At 59.9% G+C, this 26,052-nt stretch carries 25 protein-coding genes; 1 reads left to right on the forward strand and 24 read right to left on the reverse strand.

What is annotated here, in order from left to right:
• Positions 1 to 83: 83 nt before the first annotated feature.
• The 16 genes from recN to MHN28_RS05935 all read right to left on the reverse strand — a co-directional run bounded on the left by recN (position 84) and on the right by MHN28_RS05935 (position 15,550).
• Complete coding sequence (gene recN, locus MHN28_RS05860) at positions 84 to 1,733, reverse strand: DNA repair protein RecN (protein ID WP_239337067.1); 1,650 nt, start codon at positions 1,731 to 1,733, stop codon at positions 84 to 86.
• 35 nt (positions 1,734 to 1,768) lie between these two features.
• Positions 1,769 to 2,611, reverse strand: a complete 843-nt coding sequence (locus MHN28_RS05865; RefSeq protein ID WP_239337068.1) for an outer membrane protein assembly factor BamD — start codon at positions 2,609 to 2,611, stop codon at positions 1,769 to 1,771.
• Positions 2,612 to 2,738: 127 nt separating this feature from the next.
• Positions 2,739 to 3,659 carry a UDP-3-O-acyl-N-acetylglucosamine deacetylase gene (gene lpxC / locus MHN28_RS05870; RefSeq protein WP_239337069.1) on the reverse strand — a complete coding sequence of 307 codons (921 nt, stop codon included), beginning with the start codon at positions 3,657 to 3,659 and terminating at the stop codon, positions 2,739 to 2,741.
• A 213-nt stretch (positions 3,660 to 3,872) separates the two neighbouring features.
• Positions 3,873 to 5,492, reverse strand: a complete 1,620-nt coding sequence (ftsZ, locus tag MHN28_RS05875; protein WP_239337070.1) for a cell division protein FtsZ — start codon at positions 5,490 to 5,492, stop codon at positions 3,873 to 3,875.
• A gap of 348 nt (positions 5,493 to 5,840) precedes the next feature.
• Positions 5,841 to 6,254 carry a hypothetical protein gene (locus MHN28_RS05880; RefSeq protein WP_239337072.1) on the reverse strand — a complete coding sequence of 138 codons (414 nt, stop codon included), beginning with the start codon at positions 6,252 to 6,254 and terminating at the stop codon, positions 5,841 to 5,843.
• Positions 6,241 to 7,575, reverse strand: coding sequence for a cell division protein FtsA (gene ftsA, locus MHN28_RS05885; protein ID WP_239337666.1), 1,335 nt, complete (start codon positions 7,573 to 7,575; stop codon positions 6,241 to 6,243). Before ftsA ends, MHN28_RS05880 begins: the two co-directional genes overlap by 14 nt.
• Before the next feature lie 8 nt (positions 7,576 to 7,583).
• Positions 7,584 to 8,579: a cell division protein FtsQ/DivIB gene (locus tag MHN28_RS05890; protein WP_239337074.1), complete on the reverse strand. Its 996-nt coding sequence runs from the start codon at positions 8,577 to 8,579 to the stop codon at positions 7,584 to 7,586.
• Positions 8,567 to 9,448 carry a D-alanine--D-alanine ligase gene (locus tag MHN28_RS05895; RefSeq protein WP_239337077.1) on the reverse strand — a complete coding sequence of 294 codons (882 nt, stop codon included), beginning with the start codon at positions 9,446 to 9,448 and terminating at the stop codon, positions 8,567 to 8,569. The genes MHN28_RS05890 and MHN28_RS05895 overlap by 13 nt, the downstream gene beginning before the upstream one ends.
• Before the next feature lie 147 nt (positions 9,449 to 9,595).
• The gene (gene murB / locus MHN28_RS05900) at positions 9,596 to 10,522 is read right to left on the reverse strand and encodes a UDP-N-acetylmuramate dehydrogenase (protein WP_239337080.1); all 927 of its coding nucleotides are present in this window, start codon (positions 10,520 to 10,522) and stop codon (positions 9,596 to 9,598) included.
• Positions 10,519 to 10,812, reverse strand: a complete 294-nt coding sequence (locus MHN28_RS05905; RefSeq protein ID WP_239337083.1) for a hypothetical protein — start codon at positions 10,810 to 10,812, stop codon at positions 10,519 to 10,521. Before MHN28_RS05905 ends, murB begins: the two co-directional genes overlap by 4 nt.
• 23 nt (positions 10,813 to 10,835) lie before the next feature.
• On the reverse strand, positions 10,836 to 11,102 hold the full coding sequence (locus MHN28_RS05910; protein WP_239337086.1) for a DUF2484 family protein: 267 nt from the start codon (positions 11,100 to 11,102) through the stop codon (positions 10,836 to 10,838).
• Entirely contained in the window at positions 11,099 to 11,365 is a 267-nt protein-coding gene (locus MHN28_RS05915) for a DUF2484 family protein (RefSeq protein ID WP_239337089.1), read from the reverse strand. The genes MHN28_RS05910 and MHN28_RS05915 overlap by 4 nt, the downstream gene beginning before the upstream one ends.
• Positions 11,366 to 11,423: 58 nt before the next feature.
• Positions 11,424 to 12,833, reverse strand: coding sequence for a UDP-N-acetylmuramate--L-alanine ligase (gene murC, locus MHN28_RS05920; protein ID WP_239337092.1), 1,410 nt, complete (start codon positions 12,831 to 12,833; stop codon positions 11,424 to 11,426).
• Entirely contained in the window at positions 12,830 to 13,927 is a 1,098-nt protein-coding gene (locus tag MHN28_RS05925) for a glycosyltransferase (RefSeq protein ID WP_239337094.1), read from the reverse strand. Before MHN28_RS05925 ends, murC begins: the two co-directional genes overlap by 4 nt.
• Positions 13,927 to 15,090 carry a putative lipid II flippase FtsW gene (gene ftsW, locus MHN28_RS05930; protein ID WP_239337097.1) on the reverse strand — a complete coding sequence of 388 codons (1,164 nt, stop codon included), beginning with the start codon at positions 15,088 to 15,090 and terminating at the stop codon, positions 13,927 to 13,929. Before ftsW ends, MHN28_RS05925 begins: the two co-directional genes overlap by 1 nt.
• 166 nt (positions 15,091 to 15,256) lie before the next feature.
• The gene (locus tag MHN28_RS05935) at positions 15,257 to 15,550 is read right to left on the reverse strand and encodes an antibiotic biosynthesis monooxygenase (RefSeq protein WP_239337099.1); all 294 of its coding nucleotides are present in this window, start codon (positions 15,548 to 15,550) and stop codon (positions 15,257 to 15,259) included.
• Between the two features lie 134 nt (positions 15,551 to 15,684).
• On the opposite strand from MHN28_RS05935, the gene MHN28_RS05940 reads away from it, so the two are divergent.
• Positions 15,685 to 16,866: an NAD(P)/FAD-dependent oxidoreductase gene (locus MHN28_RS05940; RefSeq protein ID WP_239337100.1), complete on the forward strand. Its 1,182-nt coding sequence runs from the start codon at positions 15,685 to 15,687 to the stop codon at positions 16,864 to 16,866.
• Here MHN28_RS05940 and MHN28_RS05945 read toward each other — a convergent pair.
• The 8 genes from MHN28_RS05945 to rsmH form a co-directional block, all read right to left on the reverse strand.
• Complete coding sequence (locus MHN28_RS05945; RefSeq protein WP_239337101.1) at positions 16,863 to 17,237, reverse strand: glycine zipper family protein; 375 nt, start codon at positions 17,235 to 17,237, stop codon at positions 16,863 to 16,865. The two genes, MHN28_RS05940 and MHN28_RS05945, sit on opposite strands and share 4 nt — an antisense overlap.
• Positions 17,238 to 17,342: 105 nt before the next feature.
• Complete coding sequence (gene murD, locus MHN28_RS05950; protein WP_239337102.1) at positions 17,343 to 18,743, reverse strand: UDP-N-acetylmuramoyl-L-alanine--D-glutamate ligase; 1,401 nt, start codon at positions 18,741 to 18,743, stop codon at positions 17,343 to 17,345.
• A gap of 150 nt (positions 18,744 to 18,893) precedes the next feature.
• Positions 18,894 to 19,976, reverse strand: a complete 1,083-nt coding sequence (gene mraY, locus MHN28_RS05955) for a phospho-N-acetylmuramoyl-pentapeptide-transferase (RefSeq protein WP_239337103.1) — start codon at positions 19,974 to 19,976, stop codon at positions 18,894 to 18,896.
• 36 nt (positions 19,977 to 20,012) lie between these two features.
• Entirely contained in the window at positions 20,013 to 21,407 is a 1,395-nt protein-coding gene (gene murF, locus MHN28_RS05960) for a UDP-N-acetylmuramoyl-tripeptide--D-alanyl-D-alanine ligase (RefSeq protein ID WP_239337104.1), read from the reverse strand.
• Positions 21,404 to 22,885, reverse strand: coding sequence for a UDP-N-acetylmuramoyl-L-alanyl-D-glutamate--2,6-diaminopimelate ligase (locus tag MHN28_RS05965; RefSeq protein WP_239337105.1), 1,482 nt, complete (start codon positions 22,883 to 22,885; stop codon positions 21,404 to 21,406). The genes murF and MHN28_RS05965 overlap by 4 nt, the downstream gene beginning before the upstream one ends.
• A gap of 22 nt (positions 22,886 to 22,907) precedes the next feature.
• The gene (locus MHN28_RS05970) at positions 22,908 to 24,695 is read right to left on the reverse strand and encodes a penicillin-binding protein 2 (RefSeq protein ID WP_239337106.1); all 1,788 of its coding nucleotides are present in this window, start codon (positions 24,693 to 24,695) and stop codon (positions 22,908 to 22,910) included.
• Complete coding sequence (locus MHN28_RS05975) at positions 24,692 to 25,060, reverse strand: cell division protein FtsL (RefSeq protein WP_239337107.1); 369 nt, start codon at positions 25,058 to 25,060, stop codon at positions 24,692 to 24,694. The genes MHN28_RS05970 and MHN28_RS05975 overlap by 4 nt, the downstream gene beginning before the upstream one ends.
• On the reverse strand, positions 25,057 to 26,049 hold the full coding sequence (gene rsmH / locus MHN28_RS05980) for a 16S rRNA (cytosine(1402)-N(4))-methyltransferase RsmH (protein ID WP_239337669.1): 993 nt from the start codon (positions 26,047 to 26,049) through the stop codon (positions 25,057 to 25,059). The genes MHN28_RS05975 and rsmH overlap by 4 nt, the downstream gene beginning before the upstream one ends.
• Positions 26,050 to 26,052 lie beyond the last annotated feature (3 nt).

Consider the following 26,052-nt stretch of genomic DNA (forward strand, 5'->3'; position numbering starts at 1 on the left):
GTCTTTCCCCTTAGTAAGCCACGGAGCGCCCTTATAAAAGTGGGATCGCGACGGTTTGATTACAGGAAAGCGGCAGAATGGCGTCAGGCGTCCAGCAGCGCACGTGCAGCGGCGCGCGCCTCGTCAGTGATGGTGTCGCCTGCGACCATGCGGGCGATCTCGTCCACGCGGTCGGGCTCGGCCAACGGCACGACGGTGGACAGCGTTTGCCCGTTTGTGACCTGTTTCTGAACCCGCCAATGATGCGCCGCACGGGCCGCCACCTGAGGCGAGTGCGTCACGACCAGCACCTGCCCGCCCTGTGCCAGCGAGGCCAGTCGGCGTCCCACCGCATCGGCGGTCGCACCACCGACACCCCGGTCGATTTCATCGAAAATCATCGTGCGGGCACCGTCGTCACCGGTCAGGCAAACCTTGAGCGCCAGCAGAAACCGGCTGAGTTCGCCGCCCGACGCGATCTTGTTCAACGGACCAGATGGCGCGCCCGGGTTGGTAGCAACGGTAAACGCCACAGCATCGGTGCCTTCGGGGCCGGGGTCGGCAGCAGTGATTTCGGTCTGAAACACCGCGCGCTCCATCTTCAGCGGTGCAAGTTCGGTCATGACGGCCGAATCCAATTGCCCTGCCGCCTTTTGACGAAGGGCGCTAAGGTCAGCCGCCGCGTGATTATAGGCTGTTTGCGCGGCTTCGACGGCAACGCGTTGGTCCGCCAGATCCGCATCCCCAGCCTCAAGCCGGTTCAACCGGTCCCGCAAAGTGTCGCCAAATGCACCCAGATCGTCGGGGGCAACATCGTGCTTGCGGGCCAGCGCACGGATCGCGAACAGGCGCTCTTCGGCGGCCTCCAATTCTGCCGGATTGAAATCCAGAGCCTGAAGGCAGGCATTCACACCGTCCTGCGCCTCACCCAACTCGATCAGCGCGCGCCCCAACGCAGCAATGGGGTCCTCAAGCTGACCACCCGCGTTGTCCGAGACCCCTTCGAGCCAGCGCACGGCGTCCGCCATTGCGCCCTCGGCCCCGTCACCACCCAACAAGGCGAATGCCCGGGCGACATCGTCGCGGATACGTTCGGCCCCCTGCATCATGCGACGGCGGGCGTCGAGTTCAGCATCCTCGCCCGGTTGCGGGTCCAGTTGGTCCAGTTCAGAGACAGAGTGGCGCAGAAACTCTTCTTCGGCGCGCATAGCGGCAAGGGCCGCTTCGGTCTCGGCCAGTGCCTTCCGTGCACGGGACATGTCGGACCAGGCCGATCTTACCCTGGCAAGGTGATCCCCTGCCCCGGCGTAGTCGTCCAACATTGCCCGGTGACCGCGCGGGTTCAACAGGCCACGGTCATCGTGCTGCCCGTGCAGCTCGATTAATGTTTCGGACAATGCGCGAAGCACCTCACCCGAACAGCGGCGGTCATTGACCCACGCCGTCTTACGCCCTTCAGCCGTATTGACGCGGCGTAGGATCAGTTCCTCGCCCCCGGGCAATCCTGCCTCGGCCAGAATGCCGTGCGCCGGATGGCCTTCGTGTAGCTCGAACTCGGCCACGACTTCACCCTGTGCAGCGCCCTGCCGGACCAATTCGGCCCGTCCGCGCCAACCCAGCACAAACCCCAACGAATCCAGCAGGATCGATTTGCCGGCCCCGGTTTCACCGGTCAACGCGTTCAGACCCGGCTGAAACGTCAGTTCCAGCCGGTCGATGATCAGCATGTCGCGGATATCGAGGGCGCGCAGCATCGGGTCTTAGCGTCCCAACCCTTTGGCCATGGCGATTACAACCACTGACCCTTGAGGGTCTGGCGATAAATCGTGCTGAGCCAGTTGTTCCCGCGGCTCTTGAGATCCAATCCGCGCGACGTCAACAGCTTGTAGCCCGCATCATACCATTCGGACGACTGATAGTTGTAACCCAGAATCGCGCCAGCCGACTGGGCCTCGTCAACCAGACCCAACGCCAGATATGCCTCGATCAGACGATAGAGCGCTTCGGCCGTGTGCGATGTGGTCTGGAAATCCTCGACCACGACCCGGAACCGGTTGATCGCTGCGGAGTAGTGATCCTGACGCAGATAATAGCGCCCGATCTCCATCTCCTTGCCCGCCAGATGGTCAAAGGCCAAGTCGAATTTCAGCACCGCCGAGGTTGCGTATTCACTATCCGGGTAGACCTCGATCACCGTGCGCAGCGATTGCAACGCCTGGAAGGTCAGGCCCTGATCGCGCCCGACCTCGTCAATCTGATCATAATAGCTAAGTGCCAGAAGATACTGCGCATAGGCCGCATCTTCGTCGGTGGGATAGAAGTCGATGTACCGCTGTGCGGCAGCCCGGCTTTCCTCGTAATTCTTGTCCGCATGGTACGAGAACGCCTGCATGATCAGCGCGCGCTTGGCCCAGTCGGAATAGGGATACAGACGTTCGACTTCCGAGAAGTACCACGCCGCATCGTCCGAACGATTCTGCGACAGCTCAAACTCGCCACGCGTGAAAATCTGTTCGGGAGTGAACCCTTCCAGGTTCTGATCGCGGTCTGCGCCTTTTCCAGCGCACGCCGTCAAAACTGCTGTCAGAAGAATCGCGCTCGCGAACCTGACTGCCGCTTTGGTGCCAACCATTCCGCCTATCCTTGTCGTATTACTTGACGGGGTTTTGCCCCGGTTTGGGCCATGGTCTAGCACATATAATTCCGGTGCAAAACGCCTTATACGCCCGCTGGCGGAATTGTCGTCAGAGTTGATCCAATCAGGCGACTTCCGGGATTTCGTTCCAGACCAGCCCTTGCCCCGGAAGGCGCGCCGCCTGTTCGGGGGTGCACAGGATTGGGCGAACCGCACCTGGCGTTTCAAACAGCTTGCGCAGCAATGTGTTGGTCATCGCGTGACCCGACTTGTCGCCGGTGAAGTGACCCAGAATCGGGCCTCCTGCCAGATACAGGTCGCCCAATGCGTCCAACATCTTGTGGCGCACAGCTTCATCCGCATGACGGAAACCACCCGGTGTCAGAACCTCGTCACCCTGAACAACCACTGCGTTTTCCAGCGTACCGCCCAGTGCCAGACCATTTTCGCGCATCGCTTCGACATCGGTTCGACGGCAGAAGGTCCGGCAATCGCTGAGTTCACGCGCGAACGATCCGTTGCGCATGTCCAGACGCTTGGTCTGGCTGCCAATCGCGCCGTCTTCAAAGTCGATGTGGAAGTCGATGATCAGCCCATCCGCAGGCGCGATCGATGCGCTGGCACCTTCACGCACAGCAGTCACCGGCTTAAGAACTTCGTAAGCCAAAACGGGGCTGGCCTGACGGCGAACGCCTTTTGCCATGATACCGCGCACGAAATCGATCGACGAACCGTCCATGATCGGAACTTCGGGACCATCGATCTCGATCAGGGCGTTGTGAACACCACAACCAGCCAGAGCTGCCATGATATGCTCGACAGTTGAAACAGAGACACCCGCATCGTTGATCAGACGGGTGCAGAGCGGGGTACGCTCCACCACATCATAGATCGCAGGGATGAGGGCATTGCCCAGCTCAATATCCGTCCGCTTGAACCAGATGCCGTGACCGGCAGCTGCCGGTTTCAGGACCATCGTCGCAGGCTTGCCGCTGTGCAGCCCGACGCCTGTAAACGTGACCGGAGATTTGAGCGTATGTTGCAAGTTGAACCTCGAAGAGTGGTGTCCGACCTGGTTCGGCCGTGTTGGACACTCAGTTAAGGAAGGCAGCGTCAAGGCTCAACTCACTCTTTGTAACCGAATGAAACATGTATGTAACAGATCGGCAAATCCCTGCTTACACCCCTTTAAATCCCTGTAAAACAAAAGAAAAGGGCCGCCATTTGGCGACCCTTTGCAATCATTTTGTTACCGCGATCAGTTGGCCTGACGGCGCAAAAAGGCGGGGATTTCGATCCGATCCTGCTCGGGGTCTGCTTCTTCCCTCGCAGGTGCCGTAGCGTCAGCTTGGCGCATTACGGGCTGCTGACGCGGCGGTTGGGCCGGTGTATCGGCCGCATGGCCGGTCATCCGGTCGATCAACCGATTGAAGCCAAAACGGGGCCGGTCATGCGCCTCTTCCTGCGGCGCAGGGGACGGTTGAGGGGCCGCAGGGCGAACCATCGAGGGGCTCCGCTCGGACGGCGGGACGTTCTGAACGGCGGCCTGCAGTCGCTGCAGTGCCTCGGGCGAAGGTGTACCCGCTGCCGGTTGAGGCTGCGGAGCGACAAAGCTCTCGGGCGCAGGCTCAACCGGTTCGGGGGTCGGCTCGAATTCGGCGACGCGCGGCTGGTATGCCGGGGGCGGCAGACCGTCATCGTCCCGCTCTGCACGCGGCTGGAACTGCGGCTGCGCGGGCTCTTCCGGTGTTTCAAACAGCGAAGGTTCGCGGTTCACTTCAGGCAGCGGCGCTTGTTCAACTGTCTCAGCGGCAACCGGAGCTTCTTCCTGCGCCGGCTCTTCAGCCGAAACCGTGCGGGTCAGCGGGGCCGACATCGAACGGCGCGCAACCGGAACGTCCTCACTTTTTTCGCTGGCATCGATACCAGTTGCGACGACCGACACACGCATGCCGCCTTCCATCACGGTATCCAGGGTCGAACCGACGATGATGTTGGCTTCGGGGTCCACTTCCTCGCGGATGCGGTTGGCGGCTTCGTCCAGTTCGAACAGGGTCAGGTCGTGCGAGCCGGTGATGTTGATCAACACGCCCTTCGCACCTTTGAGGCTGATCTCGTCCAGCAGCGGGTTGGCGATGGCCTTCTCGGCCGCCTGAACCGCGCGATCTTCGCCGGTTGCTTCGCCGGTGCCCATCATCGCTTTGCCCATCTCGTCCATCACCGCACGTACGTCGGCAAAGTCGAGGTTGATCAGACCCGGGCGCACCATCAGGTCGGTTACACCCTTAACGCCCTGATACAGAACATCGTCCGCCATCGAGAACGCCTCGGTAAAGGTCGTCTTTTCGTTGGCCAGGCGGAACAGGTTCTGGTTCGGAATGATGATCAGCGTATCGACGACCTTTTGCAGCATCTCAACGCCGTCCTCGGCCTGACGCATGCGCTTGGCACCTTCGAATTGGAAGGGTTTGGTTACGACACCTACGGTCAGCACACCCAGCTCACGCGCGGCCTGAGCGATGATCGGGGCTGCGCCGGTGCCGGTGCCGCCGCCCATTCCGGCAGTGATAAAGCACATGTGTGCGCCCGCCAGATGGTCGACGATTTGCTCAATGCTTTCTTCAGCAGCTGCGGCACCTACGGTCGGTCGGGCCCCTGCCCCCAGACCTTCGGTGACTTTCACACCCAGTTGCACCCGCGCCGAAGACTGGCTTTGTTGCAGCGCCTGCGCATCGGTGTTGGCGACCACGAAATCGACGCCGTCCAGCTGCTTCTCAATCATGTTGTTGACAGCGTTGCCGCCTGCACCACCAACGCCAAATACTGTAATCCGAGGCTTCAGTTCGTCGTGCCCGGGCATCGAAAGATTCAATGTCATGCTCTGTCCGCCTGTTTTTTTGACCCGCCAAAGCGGTGTTTTTCTTACCTATCCTTCACCGATCCTACCGCTCGAAACGACAAACGTCACGCCAAAAATCGCGTATTTCCACAAAATATGGAGGAAATAAGGCGCTGACCGGCAGTATTTCGCAAAGGCTGCCAGATGTTGCGCAATTAACTCAATGTAGCACAAAACAGGCGATTTACGCGCGGCTATCAACCGACACCTCACCAAGGGGACTCATAAACTGTCATACTGCGGAAAACTGCTCAGGTCCTGCCGCGGGCCTCTGACGGGCCATGTGGATATCTTGCGGGATAAACAGGTCGGCTGCAACCCATTTCTTTAGCTAATCGGGGCACTTGGGCAATTCAGACCGTCCTCAGAGATACTGCGGACCTCTTGAATTTCGGAATGGGTGAAAGTCGCCAACCGCACCATTAACCGGTCTTCGTGCAAGAAAGGCCACCAACAGACGGGGATGCCGTCCTCATCATCGTCATAAAGAAAACAGATCTGCCCGTCGGGCGTCGTGATCTGACCATAGACGCAACCCCGCCCCACCATCCGCCAGACTGAAAGCGTGGGGCTGAGGAATTCCTCGGTGCCCACCAATTCGCCAGTGGGATAGTCGTGGAACATGACGGTCTTGCCCTGAACCGCGCTCAGAAACGCTTCGGGCGTTATCCGGGTCTGCGCTTGTGCGGCCAGCGGGAGCAACGCCAGCAGCGCCGCAATCCCTGCCTTACCAATTGTCACGGAACCAGCGCACGGCGCGTTTGAACGGGCGCGCGGCATAGGTGTCGACCGGGATTTCAAAGTCCCACCATTCGTCCTGCGGGTGCGCCGCGAACAGGCTGAGCCCCACGGCGGATGAGAACCCCGGCCCTGTCGCCGATTGCGGCAGGCCATGAACGCGCAGCGGACGCCCAAGGCGAACACGCTGACCAAGGATGCGCGTGGCAAGGCCGTCCAGCCCCATGATCTGACTGCCACCGCCGGTCAGCACGATTTGCTGGCTGGGCAAATGCTCAAAACCGGCTGCATCCAGACGAACGCGCACTTCTTCGAGGATCTCCTCGACGCGGGGCCGCATAATTCCGATCAGCTCGGCACGGCTGACAGTGCGGCGGTCATGTTCCCAATCGCCGGTATCACCACCTATATCGATCAGGTCTCGGTCATCGGCTCCGGTCGCGTGGACACCACCGTTGAAGGTCTTGATCCGTTCGGCCACTGAGGCCGGAATGCCCAGCCCCATCGAGATGTCCGATGTCACGTGATCTCCGCCCATGCGAACGCAATCGGCATAGATCATGTGCTTTTTCATGAAAATCGACACGCTGGTTGTGCCGCCGCCCATGTCGATACAGGCCGCGCCCAGTTCCTGCTCATCCTCGACCAGTGCGGAAACCCCAGACACATAGGCCGAGTTCGCAATCCCGGCCAGTTCCAGATCGCATCGCTTAATGCAGCGCACGATGTTCTGGATCGCAGTCGCGTCGACGGTCAGCATGTGCATGTCGACGGCAAGGCTCTGCCCCATCTGACCGCGCGGGTCGATCAGGCCTGAGCGATTGTCGAGCGCAAAATTCACGGGCTGGGCATGAAGTACCTCGCGCCCTGCCCCGTAATCCGGCACGTCGCAGGCGTTCAAAACACGGCCCACTTCAGCCTCGGTCACGACCTGACCTTCCAGATCGACCTGAGCGTCCAGACCGTATGAACGCGGGTTCGCGCCCGAGAAGCTGGCGATCACATGATCAACACGGATATCCGCCATTTTCTGCGCCGCCTGCAGAGCAGTTCGGATGGCACGTTCGGTTTCCTGCATGGCGGTGACTTCGCCAAACTGTACACCGCGTGACCGGGTGGTCGCCGCGCCTATGACACGAAAACCAGTCTGACCGGCCATCGAACCGATGGTGTTATCCTCGCTCAACCGCGCTGATCCGTCGAACCGCAGCACAAGACAGGCAATTTTCGAACTACCTACATCCAGAATGGCGACAACACCGCGTTGCATCGCCTGCCTGCGCATCTGCCGCATTGCGCGTTGGGACTGATAAAGATCGGTCATCATGGTCGTTACTGCTCGCTACCCACTGTCACTTTTGTATTCCACCAGTCTTCGCTGGCGGCTTTGGTCATTCTGATTGTCGGACGCTGCCCTAGGCGCATATCGACCACTGCAACATCCCGCTCCAGTAGGTCCTGCACTTCGTTTACCGCCAGAACCCGCTCCAACGCGCGAACTGGCCTTTCGGTTGGCAGCATGATGCGTTGGCCGCGATCCAGAACCAGATCCCAGCGGCGTTCGCCAATCCGCACCAACCCGCGCACCCGAGTACCAAGGCTGCGCGCGGTTGTGAGAAGATCCAGCGCTTCGCCCACATGCGCATCAGCACCTTTTCCCGCGATCAGCGGTAGGTTGGCGTGATCCTTACGAGAAGCGATCTGCTCGACATGTGCACCGGTTTCATCCAGCAATTCGATACCGCGACGGGTCCGCCAGACAATGACGGGCTGACGCTCGACCACATCCACCTGCAGAATACCGCCCGGACGAACGCGTACTGTGGCCGATTTGACCGGGTTCAGCCCGGTGATCGTGTCGCGGATCTGTTCAACATCCAGGTCCCAGGAACTGACCGGGAAATCCAGAGGCACAACCTCGCGAATATCTTCGGACAGATTGGTCCCAGCCCCATCAATAGCCATCAGATTGACCATGAATTCGGGGCGCTGCTGGATTGAGGTTTTGATGTCGACGACATAGGCCACCAGTGCGTCGCGACGCTCTTGCGAACCGAAATAGATGCCGGCCGCCGCACATATTGCAAGAACCGGCAACCCGAACTTCAGGCCGCGACGAATTCCCGGTGTCAGCATCCAGCGTTGCAGCCGATAACTGAGGCGTGACGGCGCCGGGTCGAGCCGATCGGTATTGCGACCAATCAAGCCACGCAATCGCAACTTGGGTTCTGCCCCCGTGCGCGCCCCGGATTCAAAATCAGCGTCCGGACCGGCCAGTTGTTTGGACCGGTGGATCACAGGTGCCCGGGTGGCTGTCAGCGGTCGCATGAAGCATCCCCTACCATCCACGCGCAAAGCTGTCCGAATGTCATACCCAGATGTGCGGCCTGTTCCGGCACCAGCGAGGTTGGCGTCATGCCGGGCTGTGTATTTGTTTCCAACAGGAACAGCCCGTCCGCGCCCATGTTGTCATCCCAGCGAAAATCCGTTCGGCTGACACCTTTGCAGCCCAGCGCATTATGGGCACGCAACGCATAATCCATACAGCGGTCGAAAATGTCGGCCGGAACGTCAGCGGGCAGAACGTGCCACGACCCGCCGGGCTTGTACTTGGCATCGTAATCGTACCAGCCACCGTCGGTCATGATTTCGGTCACTGTCAGGGCGCGGTCGTCCATCACGGTCACAGTCAGTTCGCGACCAGCAATGTATTTCTCGACCATCACCAGATCGGGCATTTCATCCGATAGCTGCGGCGGGCCATTGGACCCTTCGTGCACGATGTAGATGCCGACGCTGGAACCTTCGTTGTTAGGCTTGGCCACGTAAGGAGGCTCCATCACGTGAACCTTGATGACCTCAACTTTAGGAACGATCACACTGGGTACAACAGGCAGGCCTTCGGCCTCGTAAACCTCTTTGCTGCGCTGCTTGTCCATGGCCAGAGCCGAGGCTAGAACACCGGAATGCGTGTACGGAATGCGCATCCATTCCAGCAGACCCTGCACACAACCATCTTCGCCCCAGCGGCCATGTAGGGCATTGAAAACAACGTCTGGCTTAATCTTCAGAAGGCGCGCATAGAGGTCAGGACCTGCGTCCAGTTCGACCACTTCAAAGCCTTCTCCCTTCAGGGCGGCTGCGCATTCGCGCCCAGAGCTGAGAGACACCTCGCGTTCTTTCGAGGGTCCACCCATCAATACCGCCACTTTGGGGTTTGTCCTGCTCGACAGTCCCACTTCGTGCGCCTCAATGTCCCCGGACCTTATGTCGTGGTCCGTACTGCGTTTATGCCTTTGATCCGTCGCCTTAAATTGCCTGTTATTGGTCTGACGGTAAGGGCCTTATTCTGTCAGCGGATCACCGATCCGCATGATTTCCCACTCTAGCGTGATGCCGCTTGTTTCGTAAACCTTTTTTCGCACCTCTTCACCCAGACCTTCGAGGTCAGCGGCGGTGGCAGTGCCGGTGTTGATCAGGAAATTCGAGTGCTTCTCGCTCATCTGCGCACCACCCCGCGTCGCGCCGCGCATCCCGGCGCTATCGATCACCTTCCAGGCCTTCAGGTCGTGCACATCGTCCGCCCGTCCGGTCGAAGAAAATCCGGCCGGGTTGCGGAACGTCGAACCGGCACTGCGGTCCTTGGTCGGCTGAGTTTCGTCGCGTTTTTGCAACTGGGCCGACATCCGGGCGTGCAACTCTTCGGGATCGCCAGAGGAGCCTTCGAATGTGGCCGAGACCAAAACAGCACCCTCGGGAAGATCGGACTGGCGATAGCGGAAGTTCAGATCTTGCGGTGTCAGGTCCACAAGGTCACCTTGACGGGTAATGATTGTGGCCTTGCGCAGCACATCCGCAGTATAGCTGCCGTAACAGCCTGCGTTCATCCGCACCGCACCGCCGACTGAGCCGGGGATCGTGCGTAGGAAGGTCAGATCAACGCCCGCATCCGCCGCTTTGCGCGCCACATGCGCGTCCAGCGCCGCGGCGCCGGCGGTAACGGTGTTACCTTCCACCGTGATGCCGTTGAACCCGCGCCCCAGCCGGATCACGACTGCGCGCAGGCCTCCATCGCGGACGATCAGGTTCGATCCGACGCCCATCGGGAACACCGGAACGTTTGCCGGAAGATCTCGTAGAAAGGCTTGCAAGTCTGCAATGTCGGCCGGTTGAAACAGGAAGTCCGCTGGACCGCCGACGCGGAGCCAGGTCAGGTCGGAAAGGGTTCGGGCCTCAGACAGGCGACCCCGAACAACAGGCAAACCGTTCATGCGTTTCCCCGGTTGGCCAGACTGCGCCCGCCAACACCGCCCATGATGACGGCAAAGAGGAAGGGCAATACGGCGCCGGTCAACCAAACGAAGGGACCGAAGGCCTGTTGCTCCTCGCCCGTTTCAACGCCTGCCAGCATCACGATCAGCACCAGGCCAGCGACTGAGGTCAGACCAATCAGCCACAGCAAGGCTTTGGTCCCGATCCAGCGCGCGGCGACCAGGCCGGCGATGCCGCCCAGAACGAACGCAATAAGCGGCAGATAAGCGAATGTGGCAATGTCGACCATAGGAGCCTCCTGAAAATGGTCGGTTACTTGTTCGTCGTCTTCATGCCCTGCAATTTCGCCTTTGTCCAACGGGTCAGGTAAATCACTGGCCAACGCAGCACGGACATGCCCATTGCCAGAACAAGCAATCCGATCCACGGACCGTTCTGCAATGTCACATAGCCCAGGATCGGGATGCCGACGCCAATCAGAATATAAGCGCGGGTCCAGTGGTTGTCTTTGCTCGGGATCATTGCCAGCACGTTTGCGACAATTCCCCACAGGGCGGCCAAGGCGATCGACCAGCTCATTCCTCAACCTCCTGCCCCGTCCATCGACGCCAGTAATAGCGGATGGGATTGCGGAACATGGACGCAAAGGCCGCAAAGGCCAGCACCGAAAAGAACCAGCCAAAATCGTGCCCCAGCCAAACAATCAGCGCAGGGGCGGAGACGAAAAGGACAACGCCCGGCGGGAATTGCAGACGCATTGGCAGCATGGCCACGATTGTCGAGGCCACAACCCACAAGGCAGCGAATACGACCGAATACACCAATTGCCCCTCCAAGGACATTCTTATCTGCGGTTGCGACGCGACACTCTAAAGTTGCGTCGCAGCGGAGTCCATGGTGCTACACGGCTTGTTTGCGCTGCAAACGCTCAGGCAATCCGTTGGCCCAGCTGCTGATCGTACCGGCCCCCAGGCAGACGACCATATCACCGGGGCGGGCCTGTTCGCGAACAAGGCGTTCCAGATCGTTTTCGTCCAGCAACGCCCGTGCGTGGCGATGGCCGTGACGGATCAACCCCTGTACCAGATCATCGCGGCTGGCCCCTTCGATCGGGTCTTCTCCGGCGGCGAAAACGTCCGCTATGGCGACAACGTCGGCGTCATTGAAGCAGGTGCAGAAATCATCGAACAGGTTCGACAGGCGCGAAAAGCGGTGGGGTTGATGCACGGCAATGACGCGGCCATCGGTTGCCTGACGGGCAGCTTTCAGAACAGCCGCGATTTCGACCGGGTGGTGCCCATAGTCGTCGATGATCGTGACACCATCGACCTCACCGACTTTGGTAAAGCGGCGATTGACGCCGCCGAAGTTCGCAAGGGCATCGCGGATTTCGGATGCCTTCATACCCAAATGACGGGCAACAGCCGCCGCAGACAACGCGTTCGAGACATTGTGGTCGCCGGGCATCGGCAGAGTGCAACCTTCGATCACTGTGTCTTCGTACTGCAGGTGAATATCGAAATGAGCGACGCCACCCTTGTAAGTCAGGTTCAGCGCCCGCACATCGGCCTGCGCGTTAAAACCATATGTGCGTACGCGCCGGTCGGTGATCCTGCCCACCAATGTCTGCACCTCTGCATGATCGGTGCAGCAGACAGCGAGACCATAGAACGGCAGGTTCGAGACAAACTCGTGAAACCCATCACGCAATTGGTCGAAATCGCCCCAATGCTCCATATGCTCTGGGTCGATATTGGTCACGATGGCGATGGTTGCGGGCAGACGATTAAATGAGCCATCCGACTCATCTGCCTCGACCACCATCCATTCGCCCTGCCCCATCCGCGCATTCGAGCCATAGGCATGGATGATACCGCCATTGATGACGGTCGGGTCAAAATCGCCGGCCACCATCAGTTCGGCCATCATCGTCGTCGTCGTGGTCTTACCGTGCGTGCCCGCGATAGCTATATTCGACTTGAGGCGCATCAGTTCCGCCAGCATGTCGGCGCGGCGAACTACCGGCAGCCCCCGTGCTCGGGCCCCATCCAGTTCCGGATTACCCGGTTTGATCGCAGTCGACACCACCACAACGGCGGCGTTTTCCAGGTTTTCAGCCCGTTGACCAACAAAAATCTCAGCCCCCAGACCTGCCAAACGGTCGGTTATCTTGGACGCTTTCAGGTCCGATCCCTGTACACGATAGCCAAGGTTCAACAGTACCTCTGCAATCCCTGACATTCCGATCCCACCGATCCCTACGAAATGGATCGATCCTACGTCTTGCGGCAGTTTGGTTGCTGGATTCATGTGGTCTCCTTCTGCGCCAGTTGTTCGACAAGAGCGACCAGACGCTCTGTCGCGTCGGGGGCACCGGTCGAGAGGGCGGCATGGGCCATCTTTTGCGCGGCTTCGGGGTTGGTCAGAACTGCGGTGATTTGCTCTGTCAGCGCGGAAACGTCAAGCGCGTTTTCAGGGATCATGATCGCGCCGCCCGCCTGAACCAACCCGCGTGCGTTGGCGGTCTGGTGGTCACCTGCGGCAGCTGCAAAGGGGATCAGGATAGATGGCCGCCCGATGACCGAGATATCGGCAACGCTGGACGCACCAGCACGTGAGATGACCAGTTGCGCATCGGACATGCGCCGGGGAACATCATCGAAGAACGGCAGGACTTCGGCGCGGATCCCGTGTTCGGCATAGAACGCAGTGACCCGCTCACCATCCTCGTCGCGCGCCTGATGGGCCACGCGGATATGGCTGCGCAGGTCTTCGGGCAAAGCGGCGATAGCACCGGGGACAACGTCGCTTAGGATGCGCGCGCCCTGAGAACCGCCCATCACCAGAACAGACATCGGATAATCGCCCGGTGGGATGTATCCGGCCGCGGCACGATCCAGAACTGCGGCGCGCACCGGGTTTCCGGTATGGATGCCGTTGGCGCCCTCGGGCAGGTCGGTTGGCCAGGCACCACAGGCCACGATGGCCACGCGCTTGGCGAACAGTTGGTTCACGCGCCCCAGAACACCGTTCTGTTCGTGGATCATACGCGGAACGTTCAGCATCGTGGCGGCCCCCAGAGCGGGAATCGACGGGTATCCGCCAAAGCCCACGACCACATCCGGTTTATCCCGCATCATCTGGATCGCAACGTTGGTCATGCCTGCCGCGATTTTAGGTCCGACCATAGCCTTGGCAGCCAGACCGCCGCGCGCGAAGGTGGCCGAGGCCACCTCGACAATCTCAGTCGTTTGCGGAAAGCCACCAGTATACCGTGCGCCGCGCTCATCCGTAGACAAGCGTACGCGCCAACCTTTGTTCAGCATCGCTTCGGCCAGCGCCTGCGCGGGGAACATATGGCCCCCGGTGCCGCCAGCAGCAATCAACAGGTAAGGTTTCCCCATTATCCTCTTCCGCGCAGAATATCGCCAAGTTCGCCCTGTGGACGGCTTCGGGTGAAGGCCAGCAACATGCCGACGGCGATGCCACCTGCGATCAGTGAAGAGCCGCCATAGCTGACGAATGGTAACGTCATACCTTTGGCGGGCAGCAGGCGCACAGCCACACCCATATTGATCATCGCCTGAACGCCAAACATGCAGGCCAGACCGGTCCCGGCAAGGCGGATGAACATATCCCGTTCGCGCATCAGCCTCAGCAGCGAGCGTACCACGATCAGCGAATAGAGCGCGATGATGATCAGCACCAGGATCAGCCCGTATTCCTCAGCCGCGACGGCGATAATGAAATCCGTATGCGCGTCGGGCAGAGACCACTTCACCTGCCCCTCACCCACACCAACACCGAACAATCCGCCCTCGCGGATGGCATTGGTGGCGTAGCCAAGCTGCGTGGTCGGGTCGACCTCTTGGTTCAGAAAGCCGTCAATGCGACGCGCGAAGTGTTCCGAATTCGAATAGGCGAACATGCCGCCCAGTACCACGACCCCGGCCATGCCAACCAGCAGCAGCATCGGCGCCCCGGCCACGAAGTACATCACGCCCCAGCCGAACAGGATCAGACAGGCCTGTCCGAAATCGGGCTGCAGCACCAGCATCGCGACAATCGCCATGCACAGCGCAAAGGACCACAACCGCCCCGGAGGGCCATTGATCTCTTGCGAGGCCGCCAGAAGCCACGCGGCCACGACAACAAATCCGGGCTTAAGGAACTCTGACGGTTGCATCGACGCAAAGCCCAGCGAGTACCAGCGCACAGCGCCTTTGCCGAAATCCGTCCCAAAGACCGGCAAGAAAGCCAGCGCGATGAATGAGGCCAGAAAGCCCAGCACCGCCAGACGCCGCACCAATGTCGGAGACATCATCGAGGTCAGTAGCATCGCAATCAACGCCAGACCGCCAAACAACACCTGCCGTTCGACATAGTGGAACGGATCAAACCCATTGCGCCCGGCCAGCGGCGGCGAAGCAGCCAGCCCCAGCAACAGCCCGATGACAAACAGGATCAGAACACAGGACATTGTCCAGCGATCAATCGTACGCCACCACTTTGGAAGAATCGGTTCACCGCGCTGGTCCTGGACCGCGCCATACACCATCTCAGTCATGAGATACCGCCACTCTCTGCCTCGTTAACGTCCCGTTTTCGGGATCTGATTGAGAGTCTACAGGGATTTTTGCGATTGGGCTAGCGGAATGACAGTTAGGCACGGAATTTGGTGGCCGAAAGCCGCCAGTACGAATGTGGCAGCCATTTTCAGATTTACCGGAGGCTTAAGCAACCAGGTCGTAGTGCTTGATCGTTCTGGATTCGACCAGCTCAGCCTCAGCCGGATCAATATGTGGGCTCGTGTAGTCCTCGCCGACAAAGGCTTTTAACTCATCCAAGCTGCTCCAGACCATAACAAAGCTGAACTCGCGAGGCGTTTCCTTGCGTGGAGCCCCGGGTAGAACCTGAACGATACCATCCGTGTTTTGCATCAGGGGAATCGCCGTCTCGTGAAAGAATTTTGAGAATTCGGCCTCTTTACCGGGCCGAACTGTGACTTGGAAAATCCGTATGATCATCTGGGCGTCCTCCTATGCAACGGGCACGACTGGGTTTCTTACTACGTAAAAGTCTAACATAAGACCTCCTCAATCCTTCACACCGACATTCGCTTCCACTTGATATCTCCGCCATTTCCCGCCATGCGCTGCGCATGACCTATGACACGATCATCTTAGGTGCCGGCGCGGCCGGTATGATGTGCGCCACGCATTGCGGAGGGCGGGTGCTGGTGATCGACCACGCCAAAGCCGCAGGAGAGAAAATCCGCATCTCGGGCGGTGGGCGCTGCAATTTTACCAACATGTATGCGGCACCCGAAAATTTCCTGTCGCAGAACCCGCATTTCTGCAAATCGGCACTGGCGCGTTACACGCAGTGGGATTTCGTTGATCTTGTCGGACGCCACGGGATCGCGTGGCATGAGAAAACCCTGGGACAGCTGTTCTGTGACGGGTCCTCGAAGCAGATCATTCAGATGCTGCTGGACGAGATGGAGCGCGTCGGGTCAGACTTGTGGGTGCGAACCGAGCTGAAAGACCTGCGCAAAACTGACGCGGGGTTTGCGCTGGAAGTTGAACGTGAGGGGCAGCGCCTGAAACTGACCTGCGCCAAACTCGTGCTGGCCACAGGCGGCAAATCCATTCCCAAGATGGGCGCGACCGGACTGGCCTATGATATCGCAAAGCAATTCGGGCTGCGCTTGACTGAAACGCGGGCCGCGCTGGTGCCATTCACCTTTTCGAACGGACAGTTCAAAGACCTTTCCGGAGTTTCCCTGCCTGCACGGCTGTCAAATGACAAGACCAGCTTTGACGAAGCCTTGTTGTTCACCCATCGCGGCCTCAGCGGGCCATCAGTCCTACAGCTGTCTTCTTACTGGCGGGAAGGTGAGACGATCCGAGTCAACCTGATCCCTGAACTGCCCTTGTTCGACGTGCTGCGAGATCAGCGGCAAAGTGGCGGGCGCAAAGCGCTGACAACTGAACTTGCACGCCATATTCCGGCAAGGCTGGTGGAATACCTGAGCAAACACCTCCCAATGCAGGGCAATCTGGCCGATCAGTCTGACACCGCGCTGACGGACCTGATTACCGCCCTATCGAACTGGCAGCTGACACCGTCAGGCACCGAAGGCTATCGCACCGCTGAGGTTACATTGGGCGGGATCGACACCGATGACCTGTCGTCCAAAACAATGGAGGCCAGGGATGTCCCCGGCCTCTTTGCGATTGGCGAAGCGGTGGATGTCACCGGCTGGTTAGGCGGCTACAATTTCCAGTGGGCGTGGTCTTCGGGCCACGCCGCAGGGATTGCAATCGCCGGGCAGAGTTAGCCGACGACGTTGTAACCACGACCACGCATACAGTTGCGCACGATCACTTCCTGGTTCTGGGTGTTTTGCAGCGCGCTGGCTCCGGCACCGATCAGCGCACCGGCGGCTGCGGTACGTCCCAGATCGCTTGCGCTGTCGTCGATAATGGCTTTGGTTCCCGCAGCACCAACAGCACCGATGGCTGCAGCACCTGCCGTTCTGCTGTTCAAAGTTGGCTGCGACCTTGCCAGAGCCTGACACTGTGCCAGATCCGCATTGTAGTTCGGGCTCACCGGGCCGTCGATGACCGGTTGATAGTTCGCACCGACATTCGTGCATGCACCCACAACCAGAATGGCGGGCAAGATCAGAGAAAGTTTACGGTATGGCATAGTCATGACCTCGTGTTGAATTTGCAGGCAAGCAAAACCAATTAACATGGCGCGTCAAGCTGATAGCACCTCAGCTTCGTTCAACCGGCGGTCTATTGCAAACGGCTATTTCGGCAGCCTTTGCCGGACCTGCGCCACAAAATCCTCGCCACGCTGTTCGAAATTGTCATACTGGTCGAAACTGGCGGCCGCCGGGGCAAGCAGAACGGTCTCGCCGGGCTTTGCGTCGTTCATAGCTTGCTCGACGGCTTCGGACATTGTGGTGCACACCTGCGCGTCTGCCTCAAGCTGCATGGCGAAGTTCGCTGCCTCACGGCCTATGACATAAGCTTTGATGACCTGATCCGCTGCGCCGTTCAGGGCCGCCAGCCCGCCCTCCTTTTCAAGCCCGCCACAGATCCAGCGGATTTGCTTGAATGCACTCAAGGCTTTGAGGGCACTGTCGACATTTGTCGCCTTGGAGTCATTCACGTAGGTGACGCCGTCCGCCTCAGCTATGATCTGGCTGCGATGCGGCAAGCCCGGATAGTTGTGCAGCGCGCTTTCGATCACACGTGGAGCCAACCCCAGCGCGCGGCAGGCGGCGTAAGCGGCGCAGGCGTTCTGATGATTATGCGCCCCCGGCAGACCCTTGATCCCACGCAGGTCAATCGATCCGGCCTGCCGCCCCTTTCGGTATTCCGACAGGAACCCCTTGCGCGCAAAGACCTGCCATCCGAGGCCAGTCAATTTGCGTGCAACCGAAACGCGGATCACCCGATCATCGGCGGGGCCTTCTGCCAATTGGCCGGCCAAAAACGCGCCTTCTTTCTCGTCGATGCCAATCACGGCCCGATCCGGTCCACCTTCGGCAAACAACCGGCGCTTGGCCGCAAAATAGCCACCCATACCGCCATGGCGGTCCAGGTGGTCGGGCGAGAGGTTGGTGAACACCGCCACATCCGGTGTCAGCGCCCGGGCCAGTTCTGTTTGATAACTGGACAGCTCCAGCACCACGACCGATCCGTCGCCGCCCGGATCGATATCCAGCACTCCGCGGCCGATATTGCCTGCCAGTTGAGCCTCACGCCCGGCCTCGGTCAGGATGTGATGGATTAGCGCCGCCGTGGTCGATTTACCGTTCGAGCCGGTGACCGCGATCACGCGCGGCGGCGTATCATAGTTGTTCCACTCAGGCCCTGCAAACGAGCGGAAGAACAGACCGATATCGTTATCGATCGGGATTCCGGCCTCAAGCGCGGCCACCACGACCGGGTTCGGATCGGGATAAAGATGCGGAATACCCGGCGAGACGATCAAGGAGGCGGTATCATCAAATGCTCCATGACGGCGCAGATCGGCGCAGGTGAACTCCTCTGCCTCGGCCCTTTCGCGCGCAGCAGGGTTGTCATCCCAGCACACCGGCTCGGCTCCACCCGCCTGCAGCGCACGCGCCGTGGCCAGCCCCGACCGGCCAAGCCCCAGAACCGCAACCTTCTGCCCTGAAAACCCTTTGACCGGGATCATACTGCCCACCCTTTTTTGACTTTGAATTGGCCGCCACACTGCACCGAAGAATTCCCGGATGGCAAGGGCGGCAAAAAGCTCGCGCGACAGCGCGAGCCCGGCCCAACAGGTGGCAGGTGGACCGCAGGTCCGCCGAACCTGGCGGGAGCGTTACCGGACTTTCAGCGTCGCCAGACCGATCATCGCCAGGATCAGGGAAATGATCCAGAATCGGATCACGATCGTTGGTTCAGCCCAGCCCTTTTTCTCATAGTGGTGATGGATCGGCGCCATCAGGAACACACGGCGCCCAGTGCGCTTGAAGTAAAGCACTTGGATAATAACACTCAGCGCTTCGACCACAAACAACCCACCGACGACGGCCAGCACCAGTTCGTGCTTGGTCGCAACTGCGATTGCGCCCAAGGCACCGCCCAGCGCCAGCGATCCGGTGTCACCCATGAACACCGCCGCGGGCGGAGCATTGTACCAAAGGAACCCGAGACCCGCGCCGAACAGTGCCGAAGTAAAGATGAATATCTCTCCGGTTCCTGGCACATAATGCACGTCCAGATATTCGGTAAAGTCGACCCGCCCCACCGCATAGGCAATCACGCCCAGCGTCGAGGCCGCGATCATCGCCGGCATAATGGCCAGACCGTCCAGACCATCCGTCAAGTTCACCGCATTGGCCGCCCCGACGATCACAACAATCGAGAACGGTATATAAAAGATCCCGAGATTGATCAGTGTATCCTTGAAGATCGGCAGCGCCAGTTGGTTCTGCAGCCCTTCGGGGTGGTGCAACGTGGCCCACAACGCTGCCAGAACAGCAATGATGACCCCCAGCGCCATCCGCATTTTGCCCGAAACACCCTTGGTGTTCTGTTTTGAGACCTTGGCATAGTCATCCGCGAACCCGATCGCAGCGTAGGCCAGCGTCACGAACAGAACCATCCAGACATAGGGATTGTCCCATCGCGCCCAGACCAGGGTCGATGTTACAAGCGCGCCCACGATCAGCAATCCGCCCATGGTGGGCGTTCCGGCCTTTGAGAAGTGTCCCTCGGGGCCGTCATCCCGGATCGGCTGACCCTTGCCCTGCTTTTTCCGAAGCACGTTGATCAGCGGCTTGCCAAAGAGAAAACCGAATATCAGCGCGGTCAGAAAGGCGCCGCCTGCGCGGAACGTAATATAGCGGAAGAGGTTGAAAAAATCCCCTCCGTCCGACAGGGCGGTCAACCAATAGAGCATTACAAAACCTTTCTTACACAGAGGTCGCGGGCGCGGTCATCGATCAAGCGCGCCCCCTTGCCCCATTTTGCGCAAACCGTCAACAATCAGTGCCAGCGCCATGCTCAGAGATCCCTTTGCCAGCACTGTATCGCCCGCCTGAACCAACTTCGTCAGATGTTCGACCATCTCGGCGCTGGTCTCGGACCACAGCCCACGTTTTTTAGACGGAAGCGCGTCGTGCAGCGCCTTCATCAACGGACCGACGCAATGCACCTGATCGACATGCTGCATAGCTGGAACACCGGCTATCGCTGCGTGCATGGCGATTTCATTTGCCCCCAACTCTTTCATATCGCCCAGAAATGCGATGCGGCGCGAACCCTGTGCGGCCGCCAAAACATCCAGAGCAGCCTCCATCGAGGTTGGGTTCGCATTATAGCTGTCGTCCAGCAATTCGATCTGACCGCCATCTGCCAAGGCGATCTTCTCGCGCACACCGCGCCCCTTGACCGGCGACCATCCGCCGAGGCTGGCGATTGCCTTGTCCAGATCAACGCCCAACTCGACGCAGGCCGCCAAAGCACCCAATGCATTCATGGCGAAATGAGTCCCCGCGGACTGCACATCAAACGAGATCGGTTTTCCTGCAATTGACGCCGTCGCATGCACCGAGTCGGCGTCTTGGACCACGCTGGTCAGCGTGAAATCCGCTGCATTGTGGCCAAACTCGATCGGCTTTGCACCGAGCTTCTTTGCGCAGGTCCGCAGGATATCTGCGTGTTCGATGTCTGCATTGACAATGGCCGCACCGCCTTGCGCCAATCCGTCAAAGATCGCCGCTTTCTCATGCGCGATATCCGCGACCGAGTCGAAGGCTTCGAGGTGCACCGCCGCCACCGTTGTTACAAGCGCCACGTGCGGTCTGGCCTGAATTGCCAGCGGACCGATCTCTCCGGGATGGTTCATACCGATTTCGATCACTGCAAATTCGGTGTCGCCAGGCATCCGGGCAAGCGTCAGCGGCACGCCCCAATGATTGTTGTAACTGGCGACGCTGGCGTGGGTTTTACCTTGCGTCTCCAGAATGGTCGCCAGCATTTCTTTGGTCGATGTCTTGCCGACACTGCCAGTCACGCCAACCACCCGAGCGCCGGTTCTGGCCCGAGCGGCATGACCGAGCGCCTCAAGCCCCGTTTGCACGTTTTCGACAATCAGCAAAGGCGCATCCTCGGGCACACCTTCAGGAATTCGGGACACCAAAGCCGCCCCTGCCCCTTTTTTCAGAGCCTGCGCCACGAAATCGTGCCCGTCCCGCGCAGCCTTGAGCGCGACGAACAAGTCGCCCGGCTGAATGGTTCGGGTGTCAATCGAGACACCATTGGCTACCCAATCGGTGGTAGCGCGTCCACCGGTGGCTTCGGCGGCCTCAGCTGCAGTCCAGAGCGTCATGCGACCCTCCCATCCAGAGCCGCCACGCTGATGCTGGCTTGTTCGACATCATCAAAGGGAAGCACCTGATCGCCGACGATCTGGCCAGTTTCATGTCCTTTACCTGCGATTAGCAGTGCGTCCCCCGGCTGCAGGGCGTCAATACCGCGCAGGATCGCCTCGGCCCGATCGCCGACTTCCGTCGCGCCCGGCGCGCCTTCCATCACTGCGGCACGGATCGTCGCCGGGTCTTCGCTGCGGGGGTTGTCGTCGGTTACAAAGACCACATCGGCATGATCGGCGGCAGCTTGGCCCATCAGCGGGCGCTTGGTGGCATCGCGGTCCCCGCCCGCCCCAACGATTGCAATCAGGCGACCCATCACGTGCGGTCTGAGCGCCTTGAGCGCTGTGGCCACCGCGTCGGGTGTATGGGCATAATCCACGAATACCGCCGCGCCATTTTCGCGAGTTGCGGCCAATTGCATACGCCCCCGAACGGTTGTCAGGTGCGGCAGGGTTTCGAATACGCGTTCTGGTTCCTCACCAGCCGCGATTACCAGACCGCACGCCAGCAGGATGTTCTCGGCCTGAAAGCCACCGATCAGGTTCAGACGGGTTTGGAACACCTTGCCCTGCCAGGAAAACCGAAGGTCCTGACCCGTTGCATCAAAGCGCTGGTTGAGAAGGCAGAGGTCTGCATCCGCAAGCCCTACGGACAGAACCTTCTGTCCCCGCGCTCGGGCAAGGCTGCAAATCTCTTCCCCCTTGGGGTCACTCATGTTGACTACGGCTGTGCCGTCCTGCGGTAGAACCCGATCGAACAGGCCTGCCTTGGCGTCGAAGTACGCCTCGAATGTCTCGTGGTAGTCCAGATGGTCCTGCGTGAAGTTCGAAAATCCGGCGGCCACAAGATGCACACCATCCAGACGGCGTTGTTCGAGGCCGTGCGATGATGCCTCCATCGCCGCGTGGGTCACCCCGTTTTCGGCGGCTTCGGACAAACAGCGATGCAGGGTAATCGGCTCGGGCGTGGTGTGGGCCAGCGGGGCGGTCCAAGCACCCTCGACACCAGTTGTACCCAGGTTGACAGCGGAGTGGCCAAGTTCAGTCCAGATCTGACGCACAAAGGTGGCTACGGATGTTTTACCGTTGGTGCCAGTAACCGCGACGATGGTCTTAGGCTGCGCGCCGAACCACAGCGCGGCGCAGCCCGCCAACGCCTGACGGGGGTCCTCGACCACGATCAGCGCGGCATCCGACCCCGCCAGTTCGTCCGAGGCAATCTCGGCCCCTTCGGCATCCGTCAGGATCGCAGCAGCGCCCATGCGCAGGGCAAATTGAATGAATTCACCGCCATGAACGCGCGTGCCGGGAAGTGCCGCAAACAGGTAACCGTCCTTGACCTCTCGGCTATCGGCGGCCAACCCGGTGATATCGGGATTAAAGCCACCTCGCGCGGTCAGGGCCAGTTGGCTCAGTTTCTTTGTCCTTGTGCCCATGACCCACCTCTTGCCGGACAGCCTAATTTGAGGTCAGGGTTATAGCAGCGCGCGCATCAGGCTCAAGCCGGGGACGCAGACCCAGCAAGGGAGCGATGCGACCGATCAGTTCCGCAGCGACAGGAACAGCTGTCCAGCCTGCCGTACGCCGCTTTTCGCCATAAGCAACAATGGACGGCTCGTCCAAAGTCACGATCAGAACGTACTTGGGGTCATAGGCGGGAAACAGCGTAGCGAAGGTCGCGATCACCTTGTCATCGTAGTAGCCGCCGCGCGGTTTGGGTTTGTCTGCCGTGCCGGTCTTGCCCGCGACATCATAACCCTTCACGTCGCCGAAGCTGGCGGTGCCATCGGTCACCACACGGCGCAGCATGTTCTGCGCTTGCGTCGCAGCACTTTCCGACATCACGCGCGGACCGTATTGCGCCCCATTCTTGCGCAGGATCGTCGGGCTGACGTAATGCCCACCATTGGCAATTGCCGCGTACCCAGCGGCCAGATGCATTGGACTGGTCGACAGACCATGACCATAGGAAATCGTAACGGTGCTCAGCTCGCCCCATTTCTTCGGCTTGAGCGGCTCGCCACCCTTGGCTTCGACAATCTCGAACGGAGTGGGATCGAACATACCCAAAGATTCCAGGAAATCCTGCTGCCGTTGCGCGCCGATCTGCAATGCCAAACGACCCGTGCCCCGGTTCGAGCTGTGAACGATCACATCCGAAACGCTGATCTTACCGTAGTTCTTGCCGTTGAACTCACCGATGGGAAAACGGCCAATCTTCATCGGCCCCGACGTGTCGATGATGGTGTTCGAGTTCACCAGACCCAACTGAACCGCCTGTGCGGCCGTAAAAATCTTGAACACGGAGCCAAGCTCGTAGACGCCCTGCACATAGCGGTTGAACAACGGGCTGTCCGAGGGGTCAAAGCCCGAGGTCGGCGGACGCGGGCGGTCATTCGGGTCAAAGGACGGCAGTGACGCCGCCGAGATCACCTCACCCGTATGCGCGTTCATCAGAATAGCCGAGGCGCCCTTGGCGTTCATGATCTTCATGCCGCCAAACAGCACCTGCTCGACCGCCGCCTGAATCGTCAGGTCCAGCGAAAGCTGCAGGGGTTTGTTACCGTTGGCGGGATCGCGCAGGTAATCGTCGAACTGCTTTTCCACACCCGCCACGCCGATAACCTCGGCAGCGCTGACGCCCTCGCGCCCGAAACTCGAACCACCCAGAATATGTGCGGCCAGACGGCCATTCGGATACAGCCGCATCTCACGCGGACCAAACAGAATACCGGGATCGCCGATATCGTGCACGGCTTGCTTTTGCTCAGGCGAGATGCGTTTTTTGATCCAAAGAAACTTGCGATTGCCGGTGAAGTCCTTGACCAGACGCTCTTTTTCCAGATCAGGGAAGATTGCCACAAGCTGATCGGCCGCAGCGACCGGGTCGATCATCAGCGGTGGTTGAGCGTACACCGAGTAGGTGTCTAAATTGGTGGCCAGAATGCGCCCCTCGCGGTCGACGATGTTGGCGCGCTGCATGGCAATCGCGGCACCGGAGGCTGAGGCCAGAGGCTCCTGCGCTTCGGACGTGGCCAGCATTCCCATTCGAAAGCCGACCACCGAGAACGCGCAGAAAAAGAACAAACCCAACACCAGCAAGCGACCTTCGGCGCGGGCACGGGCCCGGTCCTTCATGTCTTCGTGGCGCTGGCGGATATTTTCTCGCTCAATCGCTTTTGGGTTTTCACCGCGGGCGCGGGCATCAAGGATCCGGGCAAGCGGGCGAAGAGGCGTCCGGGTCATGGGATCTGCACCTCACCCAGAGCCTGAATATCGGTGATGGCCTGCAATTCGATCGGGTCCACGATCGGCAGATCCGGGTCCTCGGCATAAGCAATCTGGTCGGCGCGGCCGAACTGCTCGGCACGCAGGGGCAAAAGACCCATCCGCTCAAAGTTGATATCCGCCAGCTCGCGCAGCCGGTCGGGGCGGTTCAGATACGCCCACTCGGCGTTCAGCACCGCCAGACGCACCTGCGCCATCCCGATCTCGCGCTGCAGCCTTTGCGTCTCCTTCACGACCTGCTGCGTGCGGTAGTTTTCCTGATAGGCCCACAGCGCAAGTCCAAACACGGACAGAGCAGTCAACACATACAAAACACTCTTCATTTTGCCCTTCCCCCTAATTGAGGCATCCCAAGCGCGCGGGCATCAATTTCCCCCGCTGGAGCCTTGGTCCGAATTGCAACGCGCAGCTTGGCCGAACGCGCGCGCGGATTTTCCTGTAATTCCTGCTCGTCAGGACCCACTGCCTTTCGAGTCTTTAGCGTGAACTGTGGCTGTTCCCGCTCAATCTCGGGCGCATAACGGTTGGCCCGGCCGGTCTTTCCGGCACGAGACTGAAAAAACCGTTTAACCATCCGGTCCTCGATGGAATGAAACGTCACCACGGCCAGTTGCCCACCCGGCTTCAAAGCGCGTTCAGCCGCCATGAGGCCTTGATACAGCTCTTCATATTCGGCGTTCACCGCGATCCGCAGGCCCTGAAAGCTGCGCGTTGCGGGATGCGATTGCCCAGGCTTGGGGCGGGGCAGACAGGATTCGATGATCTCGGCCAGACGCAGAGTTGTGGTGATCGGCGCCTCGGTGCGCGCTTTAACAATAGCCTTGGCGATGCGGCGGCTGGCGCGTTCCTCGCCAAAGTGAAACAAGATGTCCGCCAGTTGCGCCTCGGCCGCAGAGTTGACCAGATCGGCTGCGCTTTCACCGTCCTGGCTCATGCGCATGTCCAACGGGCCATCCTTCATAAAGGAAAACCCACGCTCGGCCAGATCCAGCTGCATCGACGACACGCCAAGATCCAAGACGATCCCGTCCAGATCCTGCGCATATTCATCCATGCGCGAGAAAACGCCCGGCTGCATCACCAGCCGGTCACCATATCCCCCGGCCCAGTCAGCTGCCATTTCAAATGCCAGCGGATCGCGGTCCACACCAATGACTTTGTCGGCCCCGGCCTCCAGCAGTCCGCGTGTATAGCCACCGGCACCGAATGTGCCATCCAGCCAGTTACCCGAAACAGGCGCAACGGCGTCCAGTAACGGGCGCAGCAGAACAGGAACATGGGGTTTGTTGGAAGGGGTTTCAGCGCCGGCCATGCC

It is taken from the genome of Ruegeria sp. Ofav3-42 (genome assembly GCF_022347725.1).
Lineage (GTDB): Bacteria > Pseudomonadota > Alphaproteobacteria > Rhodobacterales > Rhodobacteraceae > Ruegeria.